Genomic DNA, 15,624 nt, shown 5'->3' with positions numbered 1-15,624 from the left:
AATTCCTCACCCCCGGGCCATGGGTGTGATAACGCCCGGAGATTCCGACGGCCACGCGGACGATGCGTCGAGCCGAGAGAGCCCGCCAGGGCTCCACCATTCCCTTGCATCGATGGGCAGCGAAAACAATGATTCCTGCGAATCTGGAACGCGCCGTCTACGGAATGTACGCCACACACGCTCTGAATGCCGCCGACCGGCATGGTGTGTTCGCCTACCTGACGCGGCACAGCGGCGACACCGCCGAGAAGCTGGCGGCCGCCCTGGCCGTCGACGAGGACAGCCTGGAGCGCCTCCTGCGGGTGCTGTCGGCCTTCGGCATCCTCGACGCGGAGGGAGGGCGCTACGCGCTGGCCGCGGGTGTGCGGCCCTACGTCGACCGTGAGGACCCGCGCTTCCTGATGGGCTTCGTCGACCATCTGGTCGGAGACACCACGGGCCGGTTCGCGCGACTGGACGGCTGTCTGCGCGTCGGCAAGGCCGAGACCGACCGGGGCGGACCGGCCCCGTTCGAGTCCCTCTACCGTGACGACGAGTCGGTGGGCCGCTTCCTCGACGCGATGTGGGGCCTCAGCCACCACATCTCGCACGAGCTCGCCGCTCTGGCCGATCTGGGCGGCCACCGCCGGCTGGTCGACGTCGGCGGGGCGAGCGGCCCCTTCTCCGTGGCCGCCCTCAAGGCCTTCCCGGAGCTGCGGTCGACGGTGTTCGACCTCCCCCAGGTCGGTCCGCACCTGACCGCCCGCGCAGCGGACCACGGCCTCGCCGACCGGCTGGACTTCACGCCGGGCGACTTCTTCCGCGACCCGCTGCCGCCCGGTGACTGCCTGGCCTTCGGCTACATCCTGTCCGACTGGGACGACGAGACCTGCGCGGCGCTGCTGCGCAAGGCGCACGAGGCCTGCCTCCCCGGAGGCCGCGTCCTGATCATGGAGCGACTGTTCGACGACGACCTCGGCGGCCCGCTCGCCACCTCCGTCATGAACCTCTCGATGCACGTCGAGACCGAGGGCAGGCACCGGACGGCGGGGGAGTACCTGGAGCTCCTGCGCGGGGCCGGATTCACGGACGGCGCGGTCCGGCGTTCCACCGGGGACAAGCACCTGGTCATCGGCCACCGGAGAACCGAGAGCGGGACCGGACGATGAGCGCCGTGCGTTCGGCGGCCCCGCTCCGCTCGCGGGAGCTGCCCGAGGTCTGCGCCGAGCTGGCCGAGCGCTTGCACGCGACGCCCGTCGCCGAGCTGTCCGAGGACGAGGTCCTGCGCCTGTCCGAACTCCACGACGTGAGCCGGGACGGGCCGGAGAACGACGAGAACGAGATCCTCCGGCTCATCACGCGGCCGTTCAGCCGACGCCTCGACATACCCGAGTACTACCGCTACACGGGACTCCACGTGGCCGGCTGGTACCTCGCCCGGCGGGAGGACCCGTACGAGGCGAGCCTGCTGCTCGTGCACTCGCTGGTCGGCGAACTCATCGCGCTGGAGGAGCGCGAGGCCGGACTGCACGAGACCACGGTCGAGGAGGGCGCCGAGCGGGTGCGCCGCCTGCGGGCGGTCCTCGACCACCTGGCCCGTTCCCCGCTCGGCCGGGACCGCACCATGGCGAGCGCCGAGCTGGTCCGGCTCGCCGACCACGACGACGCACTGGTCCGCGACCTGCTGGTGGTCGACCGGTGCTCGGGATTCCGCCGGTCGGACAAGCACGACGAACACTTCTTCATGCGCGCCGTACAGGCGTGTGAGGCCGCCTTCTTCCTCGTCCGCTGGACGGCGCGCCACGCGACCGAGGCCATCGGCCGCGACCTCGACGAGGCCGTCCTGCGGCTGCGCCAACTCGCCTCGGCGGCCGAGCTGCTGAACGTCGTCTTCCACGCGCTGCGGACGCTCACCCCGGAACTCTTCATGGGCTTCCGGGACGCGACCGGAAGCGCCAGCGCGGTGCAGTCGCTCAACTACCACCTGATGGAACTGGTGGTGTACGGCTACGACGACCGCAAGGCCGAGATCTACGACCGCTTTCCCCATCTGACCCCGATCAACGGCCCACTGCTGCGCGGGTTCACGTCCCTGCGGGACGCGGCGGCCGCGGCCCAGGACGCCGAGGTCCACGAGGCCATCGCCGCGGCCGGCGCACCGCTGCACGTCTGGCGCGGCCGCCACTACGGATTCGGCCGGCGCTACCTGCCGGAGATGACCGGATCCGGCGGCACGGAAGGAGCCGAATACCTCAAACGCTTCGTCGGAAAGGCCGGACTCGCCTCCGGCGACCGTGTCGACGACGCCGAACAGCTCCTCACCCGGTTCGCCTTCTGCTGAAGGAGATCCACCCCCGATTCCTATCCCGGCGCGCACCGACGCCGGTGAGTCCCGGCGACCGCCGGGGCTCCAAGCACGCTTCGCCCACGCCCATGAGAGGTGCTTGTGAACAGAATGACGCCCGTGGTCTCCGCAGAGAACCTGACCCAGTTCGAGACCCTCGCCCTGACCAGTCCGATGAACCTCGCCGACGGACACGCCCGCCAGCAGCTCACCGCCGCGCAGGGCAAGATCGTCAACGAGCTGCCGACCCTCTGGGCCGAGGCCGCGGCGCGCCCCGTCGACGAGATCGAGCAGGAGGCCGCCGACGCGTTCTTCGGCATGCTCGGCCAGCACAGCCACCCCTTCGCCGCCGGACGCACGCTGAGCTGCTACTCGTCCTCGCTCGCCATGGAGATCCTCGCCCGCTCGCTGGTCACCACCTCCGACGCGGTGGCGCTGATCCACCCCACCTTCGACAACATCCCCGACATCCTGCGCGGGGTGGGGCTCCGGCTCGTCCCCGTCGAGGAGGAGCGGGCCCACGACGACGACCTGCCGGCGGAGCTGCTCGAACAGGTCGGCTGCGTCTTCATCACCACGCCGAACAACCCCACCGGCCGGGTCATGAGCGAGGAGCGCCTGCGCAGGCTCGCCGAGCAGTGTGCCGAGCACGACGTGGTGCTGGCCCTGGACACGTGCTTCCGCGGGTTCGACCCCGCCGCGCAGTACGACCACTACGCCCTCCTTGAGGAGAGCGGCTGCCGCTGGGTCGTCATCGAGGACACCGGCAAGCTGTGGCCCACGCTCGAACTCAAGATCGGCTGGCTGGTCCGTTCGGCCCAGGTGAACCTGCCGATCGAGAAGATCCACTCGGACATCCTCCTCGGTACCTCGCCGCTGATCATGCTCATGGTGAAGCGGTTCGCCGAGGACGGGGCGGACGGCGGCCTGGACGAGCTGCAGCGCACCATCGCCGACAACCGCGCCCTCGTCCGCACCACCCTGGAAGGCGTGCCCGACCTCCGCTTCGTCGACGAGGACGCACGGGTGAGCGTGGAACGCCTGCACCTCGGATCGCGGTCGGGCATGGACGTCTGGTCGGCGGTCAGCTCGCAGAGCCTCTTCGTCCTGCCCTGCCAGAAGTTCCACTGGGCGAGGCCCCACGAGGGCGAGCGGATGCTCCGCCTCGCCCTGTCGCGCGACCCCTCCACCCTGCTCGCGGGCGCGCGGGTGCTGCGCTCGGCCCTGCTGGACAGCGCCCGGCAGCCGGGCTGATGGCTCGACCCGTCACGGCGGCCGCACCCGCCCCGTCCGCCCGGTGGTGGCGTGCCGGGGTGGTGCAGGCCGTCTCCCCACCCGGCGTCATCGACCTGGGACCCGGCTACCTGGAACCGGGCCTGCTGCCGGTCGACACGGTGCTGCCCCTCTACGCGGAGGCCCTCACCGAGTTCGGCCCTGCGGCCCTCGGATACGGTGCCAACGCCGGCGCCGATCCGCTGCGCGTCCTGCTCGCGGACCGGCACGGCTGCACGGCCGAGGAGGTCATGGTCACCGCCGGCACCTCGCAGGCGCTGGCCCTGTTGTGCACCGCCCTCGGCCGCCCGGGCCGCTCCGTCGTGGTCGAGCGGACCTGCTACGACCTCGCGCGCGGCATCATGACCGACCACGGCCTGCGCGTGCGCGAGGCGGCGGCCGACGGCGAGGGCGTCCGGCCCGACGCCCTCGACCAGGCGCTCTCCCGGAGCACCGACGCGGCGTTCGTCTACCTGACGCCGACCTTCCACAACCCGACCGGCACCGTCGCGGGCACACCGCGCCGCCGGGAGCTGCTCGCCGTCGCCGCCCGGCACGGCGTGCCGATCGTGGAGGACGACGCGTACGCGGAACTGAACCTGGACGGCACCGGCCCACCGCCCTCGCTCGCCGCGCTGGCCGGAGGGCGCGGAGTGATCCGGCTCGGGTCGTTCGCCAAGACCCTCGGACCGGGGCTGAGACTGGGCTGGCTGCAGGCCGAACCGGACCTCGTGAGCACACTGGCGCACCGCGGACAACTGGTCAGTGGCGGCGGGCTCAACCATCTGACCTCGCTGGCCGTCACCATGCTGATGCGGGACGGCCGTTACGACCAGCGGCTGTCCTGGCTGCGCGGGCAGCTCCGGCTGCGGCGCGACGCGCTCGTCGCCGCCCTGCGGGCCGGCCTGGGCGACGAGGTCGCCGTCGCCCGCCCCGCCGGCGGCTTCTTCCTCTGGCTCGCCTTCCACCCGCGGCTCGGCGAGGCCTCGATCGCCGCCGCGGCCGCACGCGCGGGCGTCGAGGTGGCCCGGGGCTCCCGCTTCGGCACCACGACCGGCACCCACGTGCGGCTCGCGTACAGCTTCCACCCGCCCGACCGTCTGGCGGAGGCGGCAGCACGGCTCGCCCTCGCCTGGAGAAACGAGGACCCCCTCCGATGACCGGTTCCGTCGTCAGCGGCCCGCTCGGGTACAGCCTGCCGCTCTCCCCGACCGGCACCTCGGCCACGCTGACCCCTCCGCCGTGGCACTTCGCCGGTGAGGTCGTCATGGTCGACTACCGGGTGGACCCGGTGGCGGCGGCACGGTTCCTGCCGCCCGAACTCGCCCTGGGCGCCGACCCGGGGCAGGCCGCCGCGGTCTTCGCCCGCTGGCAGTGGTGCTCGGAGCCGGGCACCGAGCTGGTCGATCCGGGCGCGAGCCAGTTCAACGAGTTCCTGATCCTGCTCGCCTGCGAGTACCGGGGCCGCCGCCTCGCCCGGTGCCCGTACGCCTGGGTCGACCAGCCCGTGCCCCTGCTCCGCGGCTGGGTGCAGGGCATGCCCAAGCAGCTCGGCGAGGTGCACCAGACCTGGCCGATGCGCGTCGGCAGGGCGGGCCCCCTGGACTCCCACGCGGGCACGTACCACGGCACCGCATCGACGGGCGGCCGCCGGATCGCCCACGCCTCGGTGCACGCGACGACCCGGGCGGCCGAACCGCCGCCGCTGCACACCGTGCCGCTGGTGCACAGCAGGGTCCAGCCGGCCTGGCTCCCCGGGGAGTGTCCGCCCGTCGAACTGGTGACCTCGACCGTCACGGGGGTCGAGTTCTCCGAGGTGTGGTCGGGGGACGCGACGCTCGACCTCTTCGACGTGCTCGACGAGGACTTCGCCTCGCTGCGACCCGTCTCCGTCGGACGCGGCCACGTCTTCGGATACGCCGAGACACTCGTCTCCGGCCGGAGACTCGCCTGACCACCGGCCTGCCCCGCCCCGCCCTCCGTGCCCTCCCGCACACCCACGAAGGAGCAAGAAGATGACCAACCCGTTCGACGACCCCGACGCCACGTTCAAGGTGCTCGTCAACGACGAGGGCCAGCACTCGCTCTGGCCCTCCTTCGCCGCCGTTCCCGAGGGGTGGTTCGTCGCCCTCGCCGACACGGGCCGCGCCGCCTGCCTCGCGTACGTCGAGGAGCACTGGACCGACATGCGCCCGAAGAGCCTGGCCGACCGCATGGCCACCCCGTGAGGGGCGTCGCCTCCCTGGGCGGGACCCGGTTGCACTACGACGACGTCGCCCCCCAGGGCCCGGACGCGGGCGAGCCGGTCGTCCTCGTCATGGGCGCCGGCGGGCGAGGCCGGGCCTGGCACCTGCACCAGCTCCCCGCGCTCGTCGAGGCCGGTCACCGGGTCATCACCTACGACTCCCGGGGCGTGCCCCCCAGCGACCCCGGTGAGCCGGGCTTCACCGTCGGCGACCTCGCGGCCGACCTGGCCGCGCTCATCGAGCACCTGGACGCCGGTCCCTGCCGCCTGGTGGGTACCTCGCTCGGCGCCCACGTCGTCGAGGAGCTGTTGCTGACCCGGCCGGAGCTGGCCACGGCCGCCGTGCTGATGGCCACCCGTGGCCGCGACGACCGCCTGAGGGCGGCGGCGGTCCGGGCCGAGGTCGAACTCCTCGACTCCGGCATCGCCCTGCCGCCCCGGTACCAGGCGGCCCAGCAGGCCATCCAGAACCTGTCCCCGCACACCCTCAACGACGACGTCGAGGTGTCCGACTGGCTGTCGGTGTTCGAGCAGTCGCTGGCCACCGGCCCCGGACTGCGCCACCAGCTCTCCATCACGCCGGCCCCGGGGCGCCTCGCCGCCTACGCGGCGATCACCACACCGTGCCTGGTCCTCGCCTTCGCCGACGACCTGGTGACGCCCCCGCACCTGGTCGCCGAAGTGGCCCGGGCCATCCCCGGCGCCACCTACCGGCTCGTCGAACACGCGGGGCACTACGGATACCTGGAGCGGCCGGAGGAGGTGAACCGGCACATCCTCGCCTTCCTCCGGGCCGCACCGGCCGGTCCCCCGCACCGCACCCTCCACGCGCTGCCCTCCGGACACCGCGTTCCCACGCCCTGAACCGCCGCCGACCGAGGAGCACCGATGGCCGCCGCACCACCGAAGACCGTGGTCGTCGTCCCGACCTACAACGAGCGGGACAACCTGCCGGTCCTGGCCGCCCTTCTGGCCGAGCTGCCGGTGCCGGACCTGCGGCTGCTCGTCGTCGACGACGGCTCGCCCGACGGCACCGGCGAGATCGCCGACAAGCTCGCCGCGGACTCGCCGGAGACCGTCGGGGTGCTCCACCGCGCGGTCAAGGACGGACTCGGCCGGGCCTACGTCGCCGGAATGACCCGCGCGCTGGAGGAGGGCGCGGACGTCGTCGTCCAGATGGACGCGGACCTGTCCCACCCGGTCTCGGCGATCCCGGTCATGCTCGACACCCTGCTGACCGGGAACGCCGGCGCCGTCATCGGCTCGCGCTACGTGGCCGGCGGCACCACCGCCGCCGACTGGCCCAGGTCCCGCAGAGCCCTGTCCGCCTGGGCCAACGCCTACGTCAACGCCATCCTGCGCCTGCGGCTCATGGACGCCACCGCGGGATTCAAGGCATGGCGCGCCGAGGCACTCCGCGCGATCGACCTGGACTCGGTGCGCAGCAACGGCTACGCCTTCCAGTTCGAGATGAACCACCGTGCCACGCTCCGGGGCTTCAGCCTCAGGGAGATCCCGATCCGCTTCGAGGAACGCGGCCAGGGCGCGTCCAAGATGACCCTGGCCATCCAGCTCGAATCCGCCCTCGCCCCATGGAAGCTGCGCTTCGACCGCGAATCCGGCCGACGAACGGCCCGCGCAGGCGGAACCGGCGGCCGTTCCCTCCACCACTGACGCCGAGCCCGCCCCGCGGGGCCGCGACGAAGTGTCCGGTCCCCTAAGGGGCGATGTGCGCGTGCCGCCGGCGAAGACCCGTTCAGATCCGGTGGGGCCGTGTGACTCCCCTGTGTGCGGGGCACGGCATCTCGTCCGAGCAAGTCCCTTGCCCTGCGTAACTGTTGAGGGAGCAGTGCTGGTTTGACGGACGGTCGGATAAGGGTTCGCGAGCGCCTCCTTCCCGTGCTGCCGAGCAGCGCTCAGCTGCCGTCTCCCGCCTCCGCGAGCGTCGGACGGACAGCGGCCCAGGCCCCCGTGCCCGCCGTCCACGCCCAGCCTCTGGGCGCCCGGCCCTCGGTAAGAGGTACGGGACCGGTGGCCACGAACGCGCCACCGTCGTCTCCACCTCCCACGAACCTACTCACCGGCTGCCTACCAGCCCGGACGGTCCCGGGCCCACTGCAGATGCGGGACCAGGTACCCGGCCGACACCCGTACCGCCCACCTCGGCGGCCAGATCTCCCTACTCGCCCGCGGCTACCTCGACCTCGGCCTCCTCCCGGCTCACGAGGCCCCGCACCGCCGAGAACCGCTGGATCTTCCACCCGCCCATGCCCTGATCACGGCCACCGCGTGACCGGGTCGTGAGCCGCCAGCCCGGCCGCCCCGCAGGGCGGGTCCTGCGGGGCGGCCGGACCGGGCCGAGAGGGAGGCTGGTCAGTCGTCAGAGCGACGGGTGCCGTCGTCGAGGACGATGCGGATCGTCTCGCCGTCACCGGTGACAGCGGAAAGCTGGCGTGCGATCCGGTCGTAGGTGGTCATGGCCAGGGCCCATTCGGCGCCGAGGGCAGCTGCCCCGGAGCGGGTGTTCCACAGTTCGATCAGCAAGGCGATGAGGGAACGGCCGGACAGGACGGTCTGGACGCGGCCGTCCTTGACGTCCTCCACGGCGGGCGGAGTGTGGAAGTGGGGGTGGTCGGTGGCGAGGCCGGCGAGCCACTCCCACGTGTCGCGGTGGGCGACGACCTCGACCGAGGCGACGCCGGCGGCCCGAAGGAGAAGAACACCGTGCGTGACCTCAGGGTTCTCGACAGCCGAGGGCTGGAGGGGAGGGGCGTCGGACCCCGATGCCCGGGAGGGGAGCGGCGTGCCGCGGTAAGCGGCCTCGATCGCGTGCTTGAGGGCGAGCGCCTGGTCGTCGCCGGGGGTCTCGGGCTGTGACGCGGTGTGCTCCATGGGCTCTCCCTGAGAGTCGGTGGCGATGAACGGGCTGGGCTCGGCGGCCTCGACGGCCGGCTCCTGCGGGTCGGTGACGGGCTGGGGTTCTTCCAGCGCGGGATCCAGTTCCCGGACTGGGGGAGGGGAAGCGAGGCGGGCCCGCAGGGTGTCGGCGAGGTCGAGGAGTTCGCGCAGTTCGCGGCGGGTGTCGCCGAGGTCGCCGATCATCTTGTCCTGACGGCGGCGCAGCTCCCGGTTCTCCTCGCGCAGTCCGGTGACGCCGGTGAGGACAGTCTCCTGAATCTTGAGGCGGCCCTGGCCGTGTGTGCCGTGTAGGGCGGCCAGGCCGATCGTAGGGTCAGTGAGAATGTCGAGCTGTTTGCGTATCGTCTGCAGCTCCTCGGCCACCTTGTTGAAGGCGTTCTTCGACCACATGTAGCTCCCTGGTTACTCGGTGTGGGTGACCCGTCGTATCTATCCAGGGGGAGGGGGCGTGACGCGCTCGTTTCCGGCCTTCCGGCCGGCCCTGATCTGTCGAGCCCCGATAGGCGAACTCACATACGGATGAGTCATGTTGAGGGCCGACACGGATGATGCCATGGCCCCGTTCTGTCCTGATGCCGGCATCATGCTGAGCTGCCGAACTACAGCCCTTCCAGGACATGTGTGCGATCACTGGGGCGTCATCCCTTTCCGAGGGAGCCGGCCTTTGTCGTACCGCGGTCCAGCCGTGCGATGGCCACGGCTGGCGGCTTGGTCTGGCGCGCCCGTGATGTCGGCCGCGGCCTGAAGCTGCTGGAGCAGAGGCTCCACTCTGTGCGGGATTCCGTCGATCACTTGTGTGATCTCGTCAGCGGCCCGCCATACCCGTTGCCGACCGGCAGGAACGGCCGCAGCCGTTCCCACTCTCCATCCGCTGGGTTAGCCGTAGGTGGGTCCCGTGAGGGCTTTCATACGTGGATCTCATCGATACGGGGAGGTAGCCGTGCCACCTTCCACATCGTGTCCATCCCAGATCTTGCGTGGGTATCCCCGGCTTCAGTCGGGGAGGGAAGCGCATCCTAAGACTGCTCTGACCGGCACCTTTGGAGCGGACGTTTCTGTTGCTCGATGTACTGGCGGATCACCGTGAGCGGCGCGCCGCCGCACGAGCCCGCGAAGTAAGAGCTGGACCTGAAGACGGAGCGAGCCCGATGCGGTTGATGCGGCCGGTGTACTCGGCGCGCAGGTACCGGGAACTGACGCCCTTGAGGCTGTTGATCAGCTTGGAGAGGGCGATCTTCGGCGGGTAGTGCACCAGCAGGTGCACGTGGTCGGCCTCGCCGTTGAACTCTCTTAGCTCCGCCTCGAAGCTGCCGCAGACCTCCCGCATGATCTCCTCGCACCGCTTGAGCATCGCGTCATCGAACACTCCCTTGCGGTATTTGGTGACGAACACCAAGTGTGCGTGAAGGGTGTAGGCGACGTGTCGTCCGGTGCGGATATCGGGGTTTGGCTCCCAGCGTGGTGGCATACCCCAAGCGAAGTAGGATCTTCGAACCAGACGAGGGAGGGGGTGGGCCGGATGATTCGTGCGTACAAGTTCCTCATGCGGCCCACCGTGGGCCAGGCGATCGCGCTCGGCGAGATGCTGCGCGATCACTGCTCGCTCTACAACGGGGCGTTGCAGGAACGCCGCGACGCCTACCGGCACGTCTCCAAGACGAGCGTCACGTACGGGCAGCAGTCCGCGCAGCTCAAGGAGATCCGGGCCTTCGACCCGGAGCGCCAAGGGCGCTGGTCGTTCTCCAGCCAGCAGGCCACCTTGCGCCGCCTCGACAAGGCGTTCGCCGCGTTCTTCCGGCGCGTCAAGTCCGGTGAGGCGCCCGGTTACCCGCGTTTCCGGGGCGTCGACTGGTTCGACACGGTCGACTTCCCCAAGGACGGCGACGGCTGCCGCTGGGACTCCACCCCGCACGACTCCGTCACCCGCGTCCGCTTCCAGGGCGTTGGGCACGTCAAGGCCAATCAGCACCGGGCCGTGGTCGGCAAGGTCAAGACCGTGTCCGTCAAGCGCGAGGGCGAGCGCTGGTACGTCGTGCTGACCGCCGGGCAGGTTCAGCCCGAGCCGCTTCCCCCGACCGGGTCCGTGGTCGGCATCGACATGGGCATCGCCTCGTTCCTCACCACGTCCAACGGTGAGCACGTCGCTAACCCTCGTCACGCCCGCAAGGCCGCCGCGAAACTCGAAGCCGCACAGCAGGCTCTCAGCCGGTGCAAGCGCGGGTCGAAGCGCCGCCGCAAGGCTGTCGCCAAGGTCTCCACCCTGCACCGCAAGGTGCGCCGCCAGCGGCTCGACCACGCGCACAAGACCGCGTTCGGCCTGGTCCGCGAGCACGACCTGATAGCGCACGAAGACCTCAAGATCCGCAACATGGTCAAGGCCCCCGCCCCGAAGCCAGACCCCGAGACGCCGGGCGGCTTCCTGCCCAACGGGGGCGCCGCGAAGGCCGGGCTCAACCGTTCGATCTCGGATGCCGGATGGGGGGTGTTCCTCGCGATCCTGAATGCCAAGGCTGAGAGTGCCGGACGGGAAGTGATCGCCGTGGCCCCCCGCAACACCTCCCGGACCTGCCCCGAATGCGGGTACGTCGCAGCGGAGAACCGGCCCACGCAGGAGAAGTTCCACTGCGTTAGCTGCGGCCACCAGGCGCACGCCGACGTCGTCGGGGCACTCAATGTTCTACGGGCCGGGCTGGTCCGTCGCGAAGCCGCACCGGCATAGCGAGAAGCCCCCACCTTCAGGTGGGGGAGGAGTCACGTACACCGCACCGCCTACGGCCGGCGACGCTCACCGCCGACAGCGCCTCGAGATTTCGGCGCCCCGGTCACCGCTGACCGGGGCGCCAGACGCTTTCCGCACCCTCCATACGGGGCCGATGCCCGCTTGTCCGGACCGACATGTCCTGTCGGCTGGCAGCCAGACCGCAGGACTTGATTTCCAGGGGTTCATGATCGGCCGGACAGCTCATAGCTTTGGCCATTCATCCACATCAGTCCGAGGAGACTCATGCAACCGCGCACGGCACGGCTGGGAACAACAGCCGCAGTATCGACCATCGGACTGATCCTCGCCTCGGGGTGCAGCCCCGCACCGGAGCCGGAACGCGCACCCGGAGCGTCGTCGACGACTCCTTCGGCCGCGGCCCCGGTGGCGGCCCTGACGACGGCGCAGCTCAAGGGGCTCGCGTTCAAGGACGGAGAAGTCCCGCAGGCGCACGAGCCCATGGCGGTACAGGAACCCAGACCGAAAGGAAGCGGGCGCTCCTTCCCTCCCATATCCGTACCTGCCTGCCAGCCACTGCTTGATGCCCGTAACGGCGAAGGATCGATCGCTCACGTCTTCCAGATCTTCAACTGGAAGAAGAACATCATGGGTGGAAGCTCGACACTCGCCTCCTACGAGGAGGATGAGGCCGCGCGGCGCTTCGCGGAGCTCAAGCAGGCCCTCACCGCTTGCCGGTCGTACGAAGGCGAGGGGTATGTCGGTCGATTCGAGGTGACGGTGAGGACGGAGGCGGCACCACCGGTCGGCGATGAAGCGGTGGCCTTCCGCGAGATCATCCCCATGAAACTGGAGAGGGTAGAGCGCAACGAGCAGTTCGTGGTGGTCCGTACGGGCAACACCATCGCCACGTTCACCGAGCTCGCCACGGGCAAGGGCCTCTCGTTCCCCACCGAGCTGATCAGCCGGCAGGTCGAACGGCTGCGAGACGCCCAGCGACCCTGATCGAAAGTTCGCCGTTCGGCCGACGCCCCCTCCGGTCGTCGGCCGAACGCACCGGACAGCTCAGTCAGCCGGCAGATGGCAGACACGGTCGCCGGAAACCGCGAACTCCTTTGCCGTGTCCAGCATCCTGCTATGAGCCGTCGCCCGACCAGTGCGCTCGGTGATCGGATGGATCTCCGAACCGTCGATCGCGCAGAGGGACCGGTCCAGATGGCCTCGCGAGCCGAGATCATCGAGGCCAGGTGGTAGTGCTTGGCCCCGACGGCAGCTGACGGCAGCTGACGGCAGCTGACGGCTGAGCGTCAGTCCACCGCTTCGTCTGCTGGCTGGGGGAACGCGCGGCTGATCCAGTCGGAGGCTGCTCCGGCTGCTCGCCAAGTGTCCGCGGGATCGGTCGAGAAGTTCCTGACCAAGCTCGACAAGGAAGTCCCGGCCGTCCTGCAGGTTCATCTGATCCTGGACAACTACGCGACCCGCAGGACACCCGACCTCAAGAGGTGGCTGCCGGGCTGTCCGCGGTTCCCCCTGCACGTCACGCCGGCCAGCGCGTCCTGACTCGACCTGGTCGAGCGGTGGTTCGCCGAGCTGCTCCACTAGAACCTCAAGCGCGGCGTCCACCGCTCGGTCTCGCCCCTCGAACGCGACATCCGGGCTGGCTCACCGACTGGACGGAAGACCCCAGACTGTTCGCCTGGACGAAGACCGCTGACGAGATCTCCGACAGAGTCGCCGCCTACTGCCGACCAATCTCCGACTCGGATCAGTAGGACTTGTCCGGGCGATGGCAGGTCTTACGATCGGCTTGTGATGGATACCCCGACGCAGTGGACCGTGCGCCATTTCTCGCAGGCCAACCCCTCCGGCCCCGGCTGCGACAGCGCTCCCGCCCTCTTGCGGCGGCTGGCGGATTCCATCGAGGCGCTGGGGCCCGTCGAGGTCCAGGACGTGGTGATCGCGTTCGAGACGACCGAGCACGGCCCCTGGTGGTCGGGAACCGTCTACTTCCACCTGCCTGAGGATGAAGACTGATGCTGCTTCGCGAGCGGAGCCGAACGGTGAGGGCTGCGACGGTTGCGGTCCCGAGGAAGGCGTAGCGGCCTTACCCGGTGCGGAATCCCGTCGATCACCGGCCGGTGATCCCGCCACCTGCCGCGACGCCTGTTGCTGACCGGCAGGAACGGTCGCAGCCGTTCCCACTCGGCATCCGTCAAATCGCCCCGTCCCAGGGCCGGGACCACGGTGGAAAGCGACCACGCGAGAGGAGCCACCCTTTCGGTGGGTCAGCTCCGTGCGGGCAGCGGTGCGGTGGTGTCGTCGTGTCCGGGGGCCGGGGTGGCGTGCTGGGCGACGGTCTGGGTCTGTCGTGGGGTGCCGGTGAGGGTGAGGGCGATGAGCGGCAGGAGGGTGAGGGCGGCGGAGACGGTGCCGATCAGGGCCGGTCCGGTCAGGCCGAGGGAGGTGTTCATGGCTGTCCCGGCGAGGGCGGAGCCGGCGGCGATGCCGGTGTTGTAGGCGGAGGTGGTCAGGGCCGAGGTCAGGGTGGGGGCGTCGTCGGCGAAGCGGACGGCGAGGGAGGTGACGACGGGGTTCACGGTGAACCCGGCCAGGGCCATGAGGAAGACCAGGGCGACGGCGGTGACGGGCCCGGTCGACAGTGGGATCAGCGCGAGCAGGGCCAGGGCGGTGACGGCGGCGGCGGTGAGGGTGGTGGCCATGGGGTGGCGGTCGCCGAGCCGGCCGCCGATGGCGGTGCCGCCCAGGGCGCCGAGCCCGAAGACGAGCAGGACCAGGGGGACGGCTCCGGCCGGTATGCCGGCGCGGTCGGTCAGGAGCGGGGTGAGGTACGTGTACGTGGCCAGGACGCCGCCCATGATCAGGGCGGCGGCGGCCAGGGCCAGCCACAACCGGCCCTGCCGCAGAGCGCGGAGTTCGGCTCGTACCGAGATCCCGGTCCCTTGTTTCGTCGGGGGGATGAAACGTCCGACGAACACGGCCGCGAGAGCGGCGAGGAGGGCCAGGGCCCAGAAGGGGCCGCGCCAGCCGGTGTACTGGCCGACGAAGGAACCGATCGGCACACCGATCACGTTGGCCAGGGTCAGGCCGCCCATCATGACGCCGACGGACCGGGCGGCCCGTGCCGGGCCTGCGGCGGAGGTGACGATGACGAAGCCGACGGCCCAGAACGCGCCGGTGGCCAGCGCGGTCGCCACCCGGGCCGCCAGGACCACGTGGAAGGAGGAGCCGAGCGCGCCGACGGCGTGTCCGAGGGCGAAGACCGCCAGGGCCGCGATCAGGGTCAGGCGCCGGGGCATGCGCAAGGTGGCCAGGGCCATGGCCGGTCCGCCGACGATCATGCCGATGGCGAAGGCGGTGATCAGCAGACCGGCATGGGAGAGGCCGACGCCGAGGTCACCGGCGATCTGCGGGAGCAGTCCTGCGATGGCGAACTCGGTGGTGCCCATCAGGAAGGTGCCGGCGGCGAGCACCCACACGACGAGGGGCAGTCGGCCCGCACGGGTACTGGCTGCGGATGGCATACGGGGGGCTTCTCTTCCTCTGGGGACGTCAGGCAGCCGCTCGGGTCAGGAGGCGGCTTCGAGGGTGATGCGTGTCGCCCGGCCGAGCTGGTCGGCGCTGACGTCGAGGTGGCCGAGGACGAGCAGGTCGGTGGAGGGGGCGGGCCCGTCCTGGTGGAAGAGGGCCAGGTTGCCCCAGGGCGCGTAGTAGGCGATGTCGCCGACCCTGGCCGCGACCGGCGCGGGGGCGCCGGAGGTGTTCAGCTTGCGCGGGAGGTCGGCGACTCGCTCCGTGCCGTGGAAGTCCTCCAGGTCCAAGATGAGCGGAAGCAGCGCGGCGAAGTCGCGGGCGGCGGGGCTGTCGTTCAGGGCGGCCTGGACGGGGCGGCCGTCGAGGGTGACCAGGATGTCCATGGCAGTGCTCCCGGAGGGGGGTGGCGGGGTGGGGTCCGTCGTGTCCTGCTGCCTTGGGGAGGCGGAGGCGGAGGCGGAGGCGGAGGAGGGAGAGGTGGGGGTGGCTTCCTGCGCGTCGCTGGAGCAGGCGGTCACAGTCAGCGACAGGACGGCTGCCGCAGTGGCGTACAGCAGGCCGCGGTGGACTGCGGAGTTCATGGAAAGGGTCACC

At 70.7% G+C, this 15,624-nt stretch carries 15 protein-coding genes and 2 pseudogenes; 12 read left to right on the top strand and 5 right to left on the bottom strand.

What is annotated here, in order from left to right:
* Positions 1 to 164 precede the first annotated feature (164 nt).
* The 8 genes from AB0E19_RS09575 (at position 165) to AB0E19_RS09540 (ending at position 7,514) form a co-directional block, all read left to right on the top strand.
* A complete protein-coding gene (locus tag AB0E19_RS09575; protein WP_362175862.1) occupies positions 165 to 1,148 on the top strand; it encodes a methyltransferase in 984 nt (327 codons plus the stop codon).
* On the top strand, positions 1,145 to 2,320 hold the full coding sequence (locus AB0E19_RS09570) for a tryptophan 2,3-dioxygenase family protein (protein ID WP_362175859.1): 1,176 nt from the start codon (positions 1,145 to 1,147) through the stop codon (positions 2,318 to 2,320). The genes AB0E19_RS09575 and AB0E19_RS09570 overlap by 4 nt, the downstream gene beginning before the upstream one ends.
* A gap of 123 nt (positions 2,321 to 2,443) precedes the next feature.
* Positions 2,444 to 3,577, top strand: coding sequence for an enduracididine biosynthesis enzyme MppP (gene mppP / locus AB0E19_RS09565; RefSeq protein WP_362175856.1), 1,134 nt, complete (start codon positions 2,444 to 2,446; stop codon positions 3,575 to 3,577).
* Positions 3,577 to 4,755 (top strand): aminotransferase class I/II-fold pyridoxal phosphate-dependent enzyme, encoded by a 1,179-nt coding sequence (locus AB0E19_RS09560; protein ID WP_362175853.1) that lies wholly within the window; start codon positions 3,577 to 3,579, stop codon positions 4,753 to 4,755. Before mppP ends, AB0E19_RS09560 begins: the two co-directional genes overlap by 1 nt.
* Positions 4,752 to 5,549 (top strand): enduracididine biosynthesis enzyme MppR, encoded by a 798-nt coding sequence (mppR, locus tag AB0E19_RS09555; protein ID WP_362175850.1) that lies wholly within the window; start codon positions 4,752 to 4,754, stop codon positions 5,547 to 5,549. The genes AB0E19_RS09560 and mppR overlap by 4 nt, the downstream gene beginning before the upstream one ends.
* Positions 5,550 to 5,610: 61 nt before the next feature.
* Positions 5,611 to 5,823 carry an MbtH family protein gene (locus AB0E19_RS09550; RefSeq protein ID WP_362175847.1) on the top strand — a complete coding sequence of 71 codons (213 nt, stop codon included), beginning with the start codon at positions 5,611 to 5,613 and terminating at the stop codon, positions 5,821 to 5,823.
* 14 nt (positions 5,824 to 5,837) lie between these two features.
* Positions 5,838 to 6,704, top strand: a complete 867-nt coding sequence (locus AB0E19_RS09545) for an alpha/beta fold hydrolase (RefSeq protein ID WP_362176572.1) — start codon at positions 5,838 to 5,840, stop codon at positions 6,702 to 6,704.
* A gap of 24 nt (positions 6,705 to 6,728) precedes the next feature.
* Positions 6,729 to 7,514, top strand: a complete 786-nt coding sequence (locus AB0E19_RS09540; protein ID WP_362175844.1) for a polyprenol monophosphomannose synthase — start codon at positions 6,729 to 6,731, stop codon at positions 7,512 to 7,514.
* A 699-nt stretch (positions 7,515 to 8,213) separates the two neighbouring features.
* On the opposite strand, the gene AB0E19_RS09535 is transcribed toward AB0E19_RS09540, so the two are convergent.
* Together AB0E19_RS09535 and tnpA are read right to left on the bottom strand one after the other, a co-directional pair.
* Positions 8,214 to 9,149 (bottom strand): hypothetical protein, encoded by a 936-nt coding sequence (locus AB0E19_RS09535; protein ID WP_362175841.1) that lies wholly within the window; start codon positions 9,147 to 9,149, stop codon positions 8,214 to 8,216.
* Between the two features lie 626 nt (positions 9,150 to 9,775).
* Positions 9,776 to 10,227, bottom strand: a pseudogene (gene tnpA, locus AB0E19_RS09530) (IS200/IS605 family transposase).
* Positions 10,228 to 10,278: 51 nt separating this feature from the next.
* Here tnpA and AB0E19_RS09525 point away from each other — a divergent pair.
* The 4 genes from AB0E19_RS09525 (at position 10,279) to AB0E19_RS09510 (ending at position 13,512) form a co-directional block, all read left to right on the top strand.
* Positions 10,279 to 11,478, top strand: coding sequence for a transposase (locus AB0E19_RS09525; RefSeq protein WP_362175838.1), 1,200 nt, complete (start codon positions 10,279 to 10,281; stop codon positions 11,476 to 11,478).
* A 285-nt stretch (positions 11,479 to 11,763) separates the two neighbouring features.
* Positions 11,764 to 12,483 carry a hypothetical protein gene (locus AB0E19_RS09520; protein ID WP_362175835.1) on the top strand — a complete coding sequence of 240 codons (720 nt, stop codon included), beginning with the start codon at positions 11,764 to 11,766 and terminating at the stop codon, positions 12,481 to 12,483.
* Positions 12,484 to 12,861: 378 nt separating this feature from the next.
* On the top strand, positions 12,862 to 13,038 hold the full coding sequence (locus tag AB0E19_RS09515; protein ID WP_362175832.1) for a hypothetical protein: 177 nt from the start codon (positions 12,862 to 12,864) through the stop codon (positions 13,036 to 13,038).
* 252 nt (positions 13,039 to 13,290) lie between these two features.
* Positions 13,291 to 13,512, top strand: a complete 222-nt coding sequence (locus AB0E19_RS09510) for a hypothetical protein (RefSeq protein ID WP_362175829.1) — start codon at positions 13,291 to 13,293, stop codon at positions 13,510 to 13,512.
* Positions 13,513 to 13,595: 83 nt separating this feature from the next.
* Here the strand turns inward: AB0E19_RS09510 and AB0E19_RS09505 are convergent.
* From AB0E19_RS09505 to AB0E19_RS09495, 3 genes and pseudogenes are all read right to left on the bottom strand, one after another.
* A pseudogene (locus AB0E19_RS09505) lies at positions 13,596 to 13,709 on the bottom strand (IS5/IS1182 family transposase); the annotation flags it as partial.
* A 54-nt stretch (positions 13,710 to 13,763) separates the two neighbouring features.
* The gene (locus tag AB0E19_RS09500; RefSeq protein WP_362175826.1) at positions 13,764 to 15,020 is read right to left on the bottom strand and encodes an MFS transporter; all 1,257 of its coding nucleotides are present in this window, start codon (positions 15,018 to 15,020) and stop codon (positions 13,764 to 13,766) included.
* Positions 15,021 to 15,065: 45 nt separating this feature from the next.
* Positions 15,066 to 15,611, bottom strand: a complete 546-nt coding sequence (locus AB0E19_RS09495; RefSeq protein WP_362175823.1) for a cyclophilin-like fold protein — start codon at positions 15,609 to 15,611, stop codon at positions 15,066 to 15,068.
* Positions 15,612 to 15,624 lie beyond the last annotated feature (13 nt).

Origin of the sequence: Streptomyces sp. NPDC047974 (genome assembly GCF_040653375.1) — a bacterium.
Taxonomy (GTDB): domain Bacteria; phylum Actinomycetota; class Actinomycetes; order Streptomycetales; family Streptomycetaceae; genus Streptomyces.
This window is presented reverse-complemented; position numbering and strand designations above follow the sequence as displayed.

Coding starts and splice junctions, on each gene's coding strand:
- AB0E19_RS09575 (WP_362175862.1), top strand. CDS start 165: ATGTACGCCACACACGCTCTGAATGCCGCCGACCGGCATGGTGTGTTC.
- AB0E19_RS09570 (WP_362175859.1), top strand. CDS start 1,145: ATGAGCGCCGTGCGTTCGGCGGCCCCGCTCCGCTCGCGGGAGCTGCCC.
- AB0E19_RS09560 (WP_362175853.1), top strand. CDS start 3,577: ATGGCTCGACCCGTCACGGCGGCCGCACCCGCCCCGTCCGCCCGGTGG.
- mppR (WP_362175850.1), top strand. CDS start 4,752: ATGACCGGTTCCGTCGTCAGCGGCCCGCTCGGGTACAGCCTGCCGCTC.
- AB0E19_RS09550 (WP_362175847.1), top strand. CDS start 5,611: ATGACCAACCCGTTCGACGACCCCGACGCCACGTTCAAGGTGCTCGTC.
- AB0E19_RS09540 (WP_362175844.1), top strand. CDS start 6,729: ATGGCCGCCGCACCACCGAAGACCGTGGTCGTCGTCCCGACCTACAAC.
- AB0E19_RS09535 (WP_362175841.1), bottom strand. CDS start 9,149: ATGTGGTCGAAGAACGCCTTCAACAAGGTGGCCGAGGAGCTGCAGACG.
- AB0E19_RS09525 (WP_362175838.1), top strand. CDS start 10,279: ATGATTCGTGCGTACAAGTTCCTCATGCGGCCCACCGTGGGCCAGGCG.
- AB0E19_RS09520 (WP_362175835.1), top strand. CDS start 11,764: ATGCAACCGCGCACGGCACGGCTGGGAACAACAGCCGCAGTATCGACC.
- AB0E19_RS09510 (WP_362175829.1), top strand. CDS start 13,291: ATGGATACCCCGACGCAGTGGACCGTGCGCCATTTCTCGCAGGCCAAC.
- AB0E19_RS09500 (WP_362175826.1), bottom strand. CDS start 15,020: ATGCCATCCGCAGCCAGTACCCGTGCGGGCCGACTGCCCCTCGTCGTG.
- AB0E19_RS09495 (WP_362175823.1), bottom strand. CDS start 15,611: ATGAACTCCGCAGTCCACCGCGGCCTGCTGTACGCCACTGCGGCAGCC.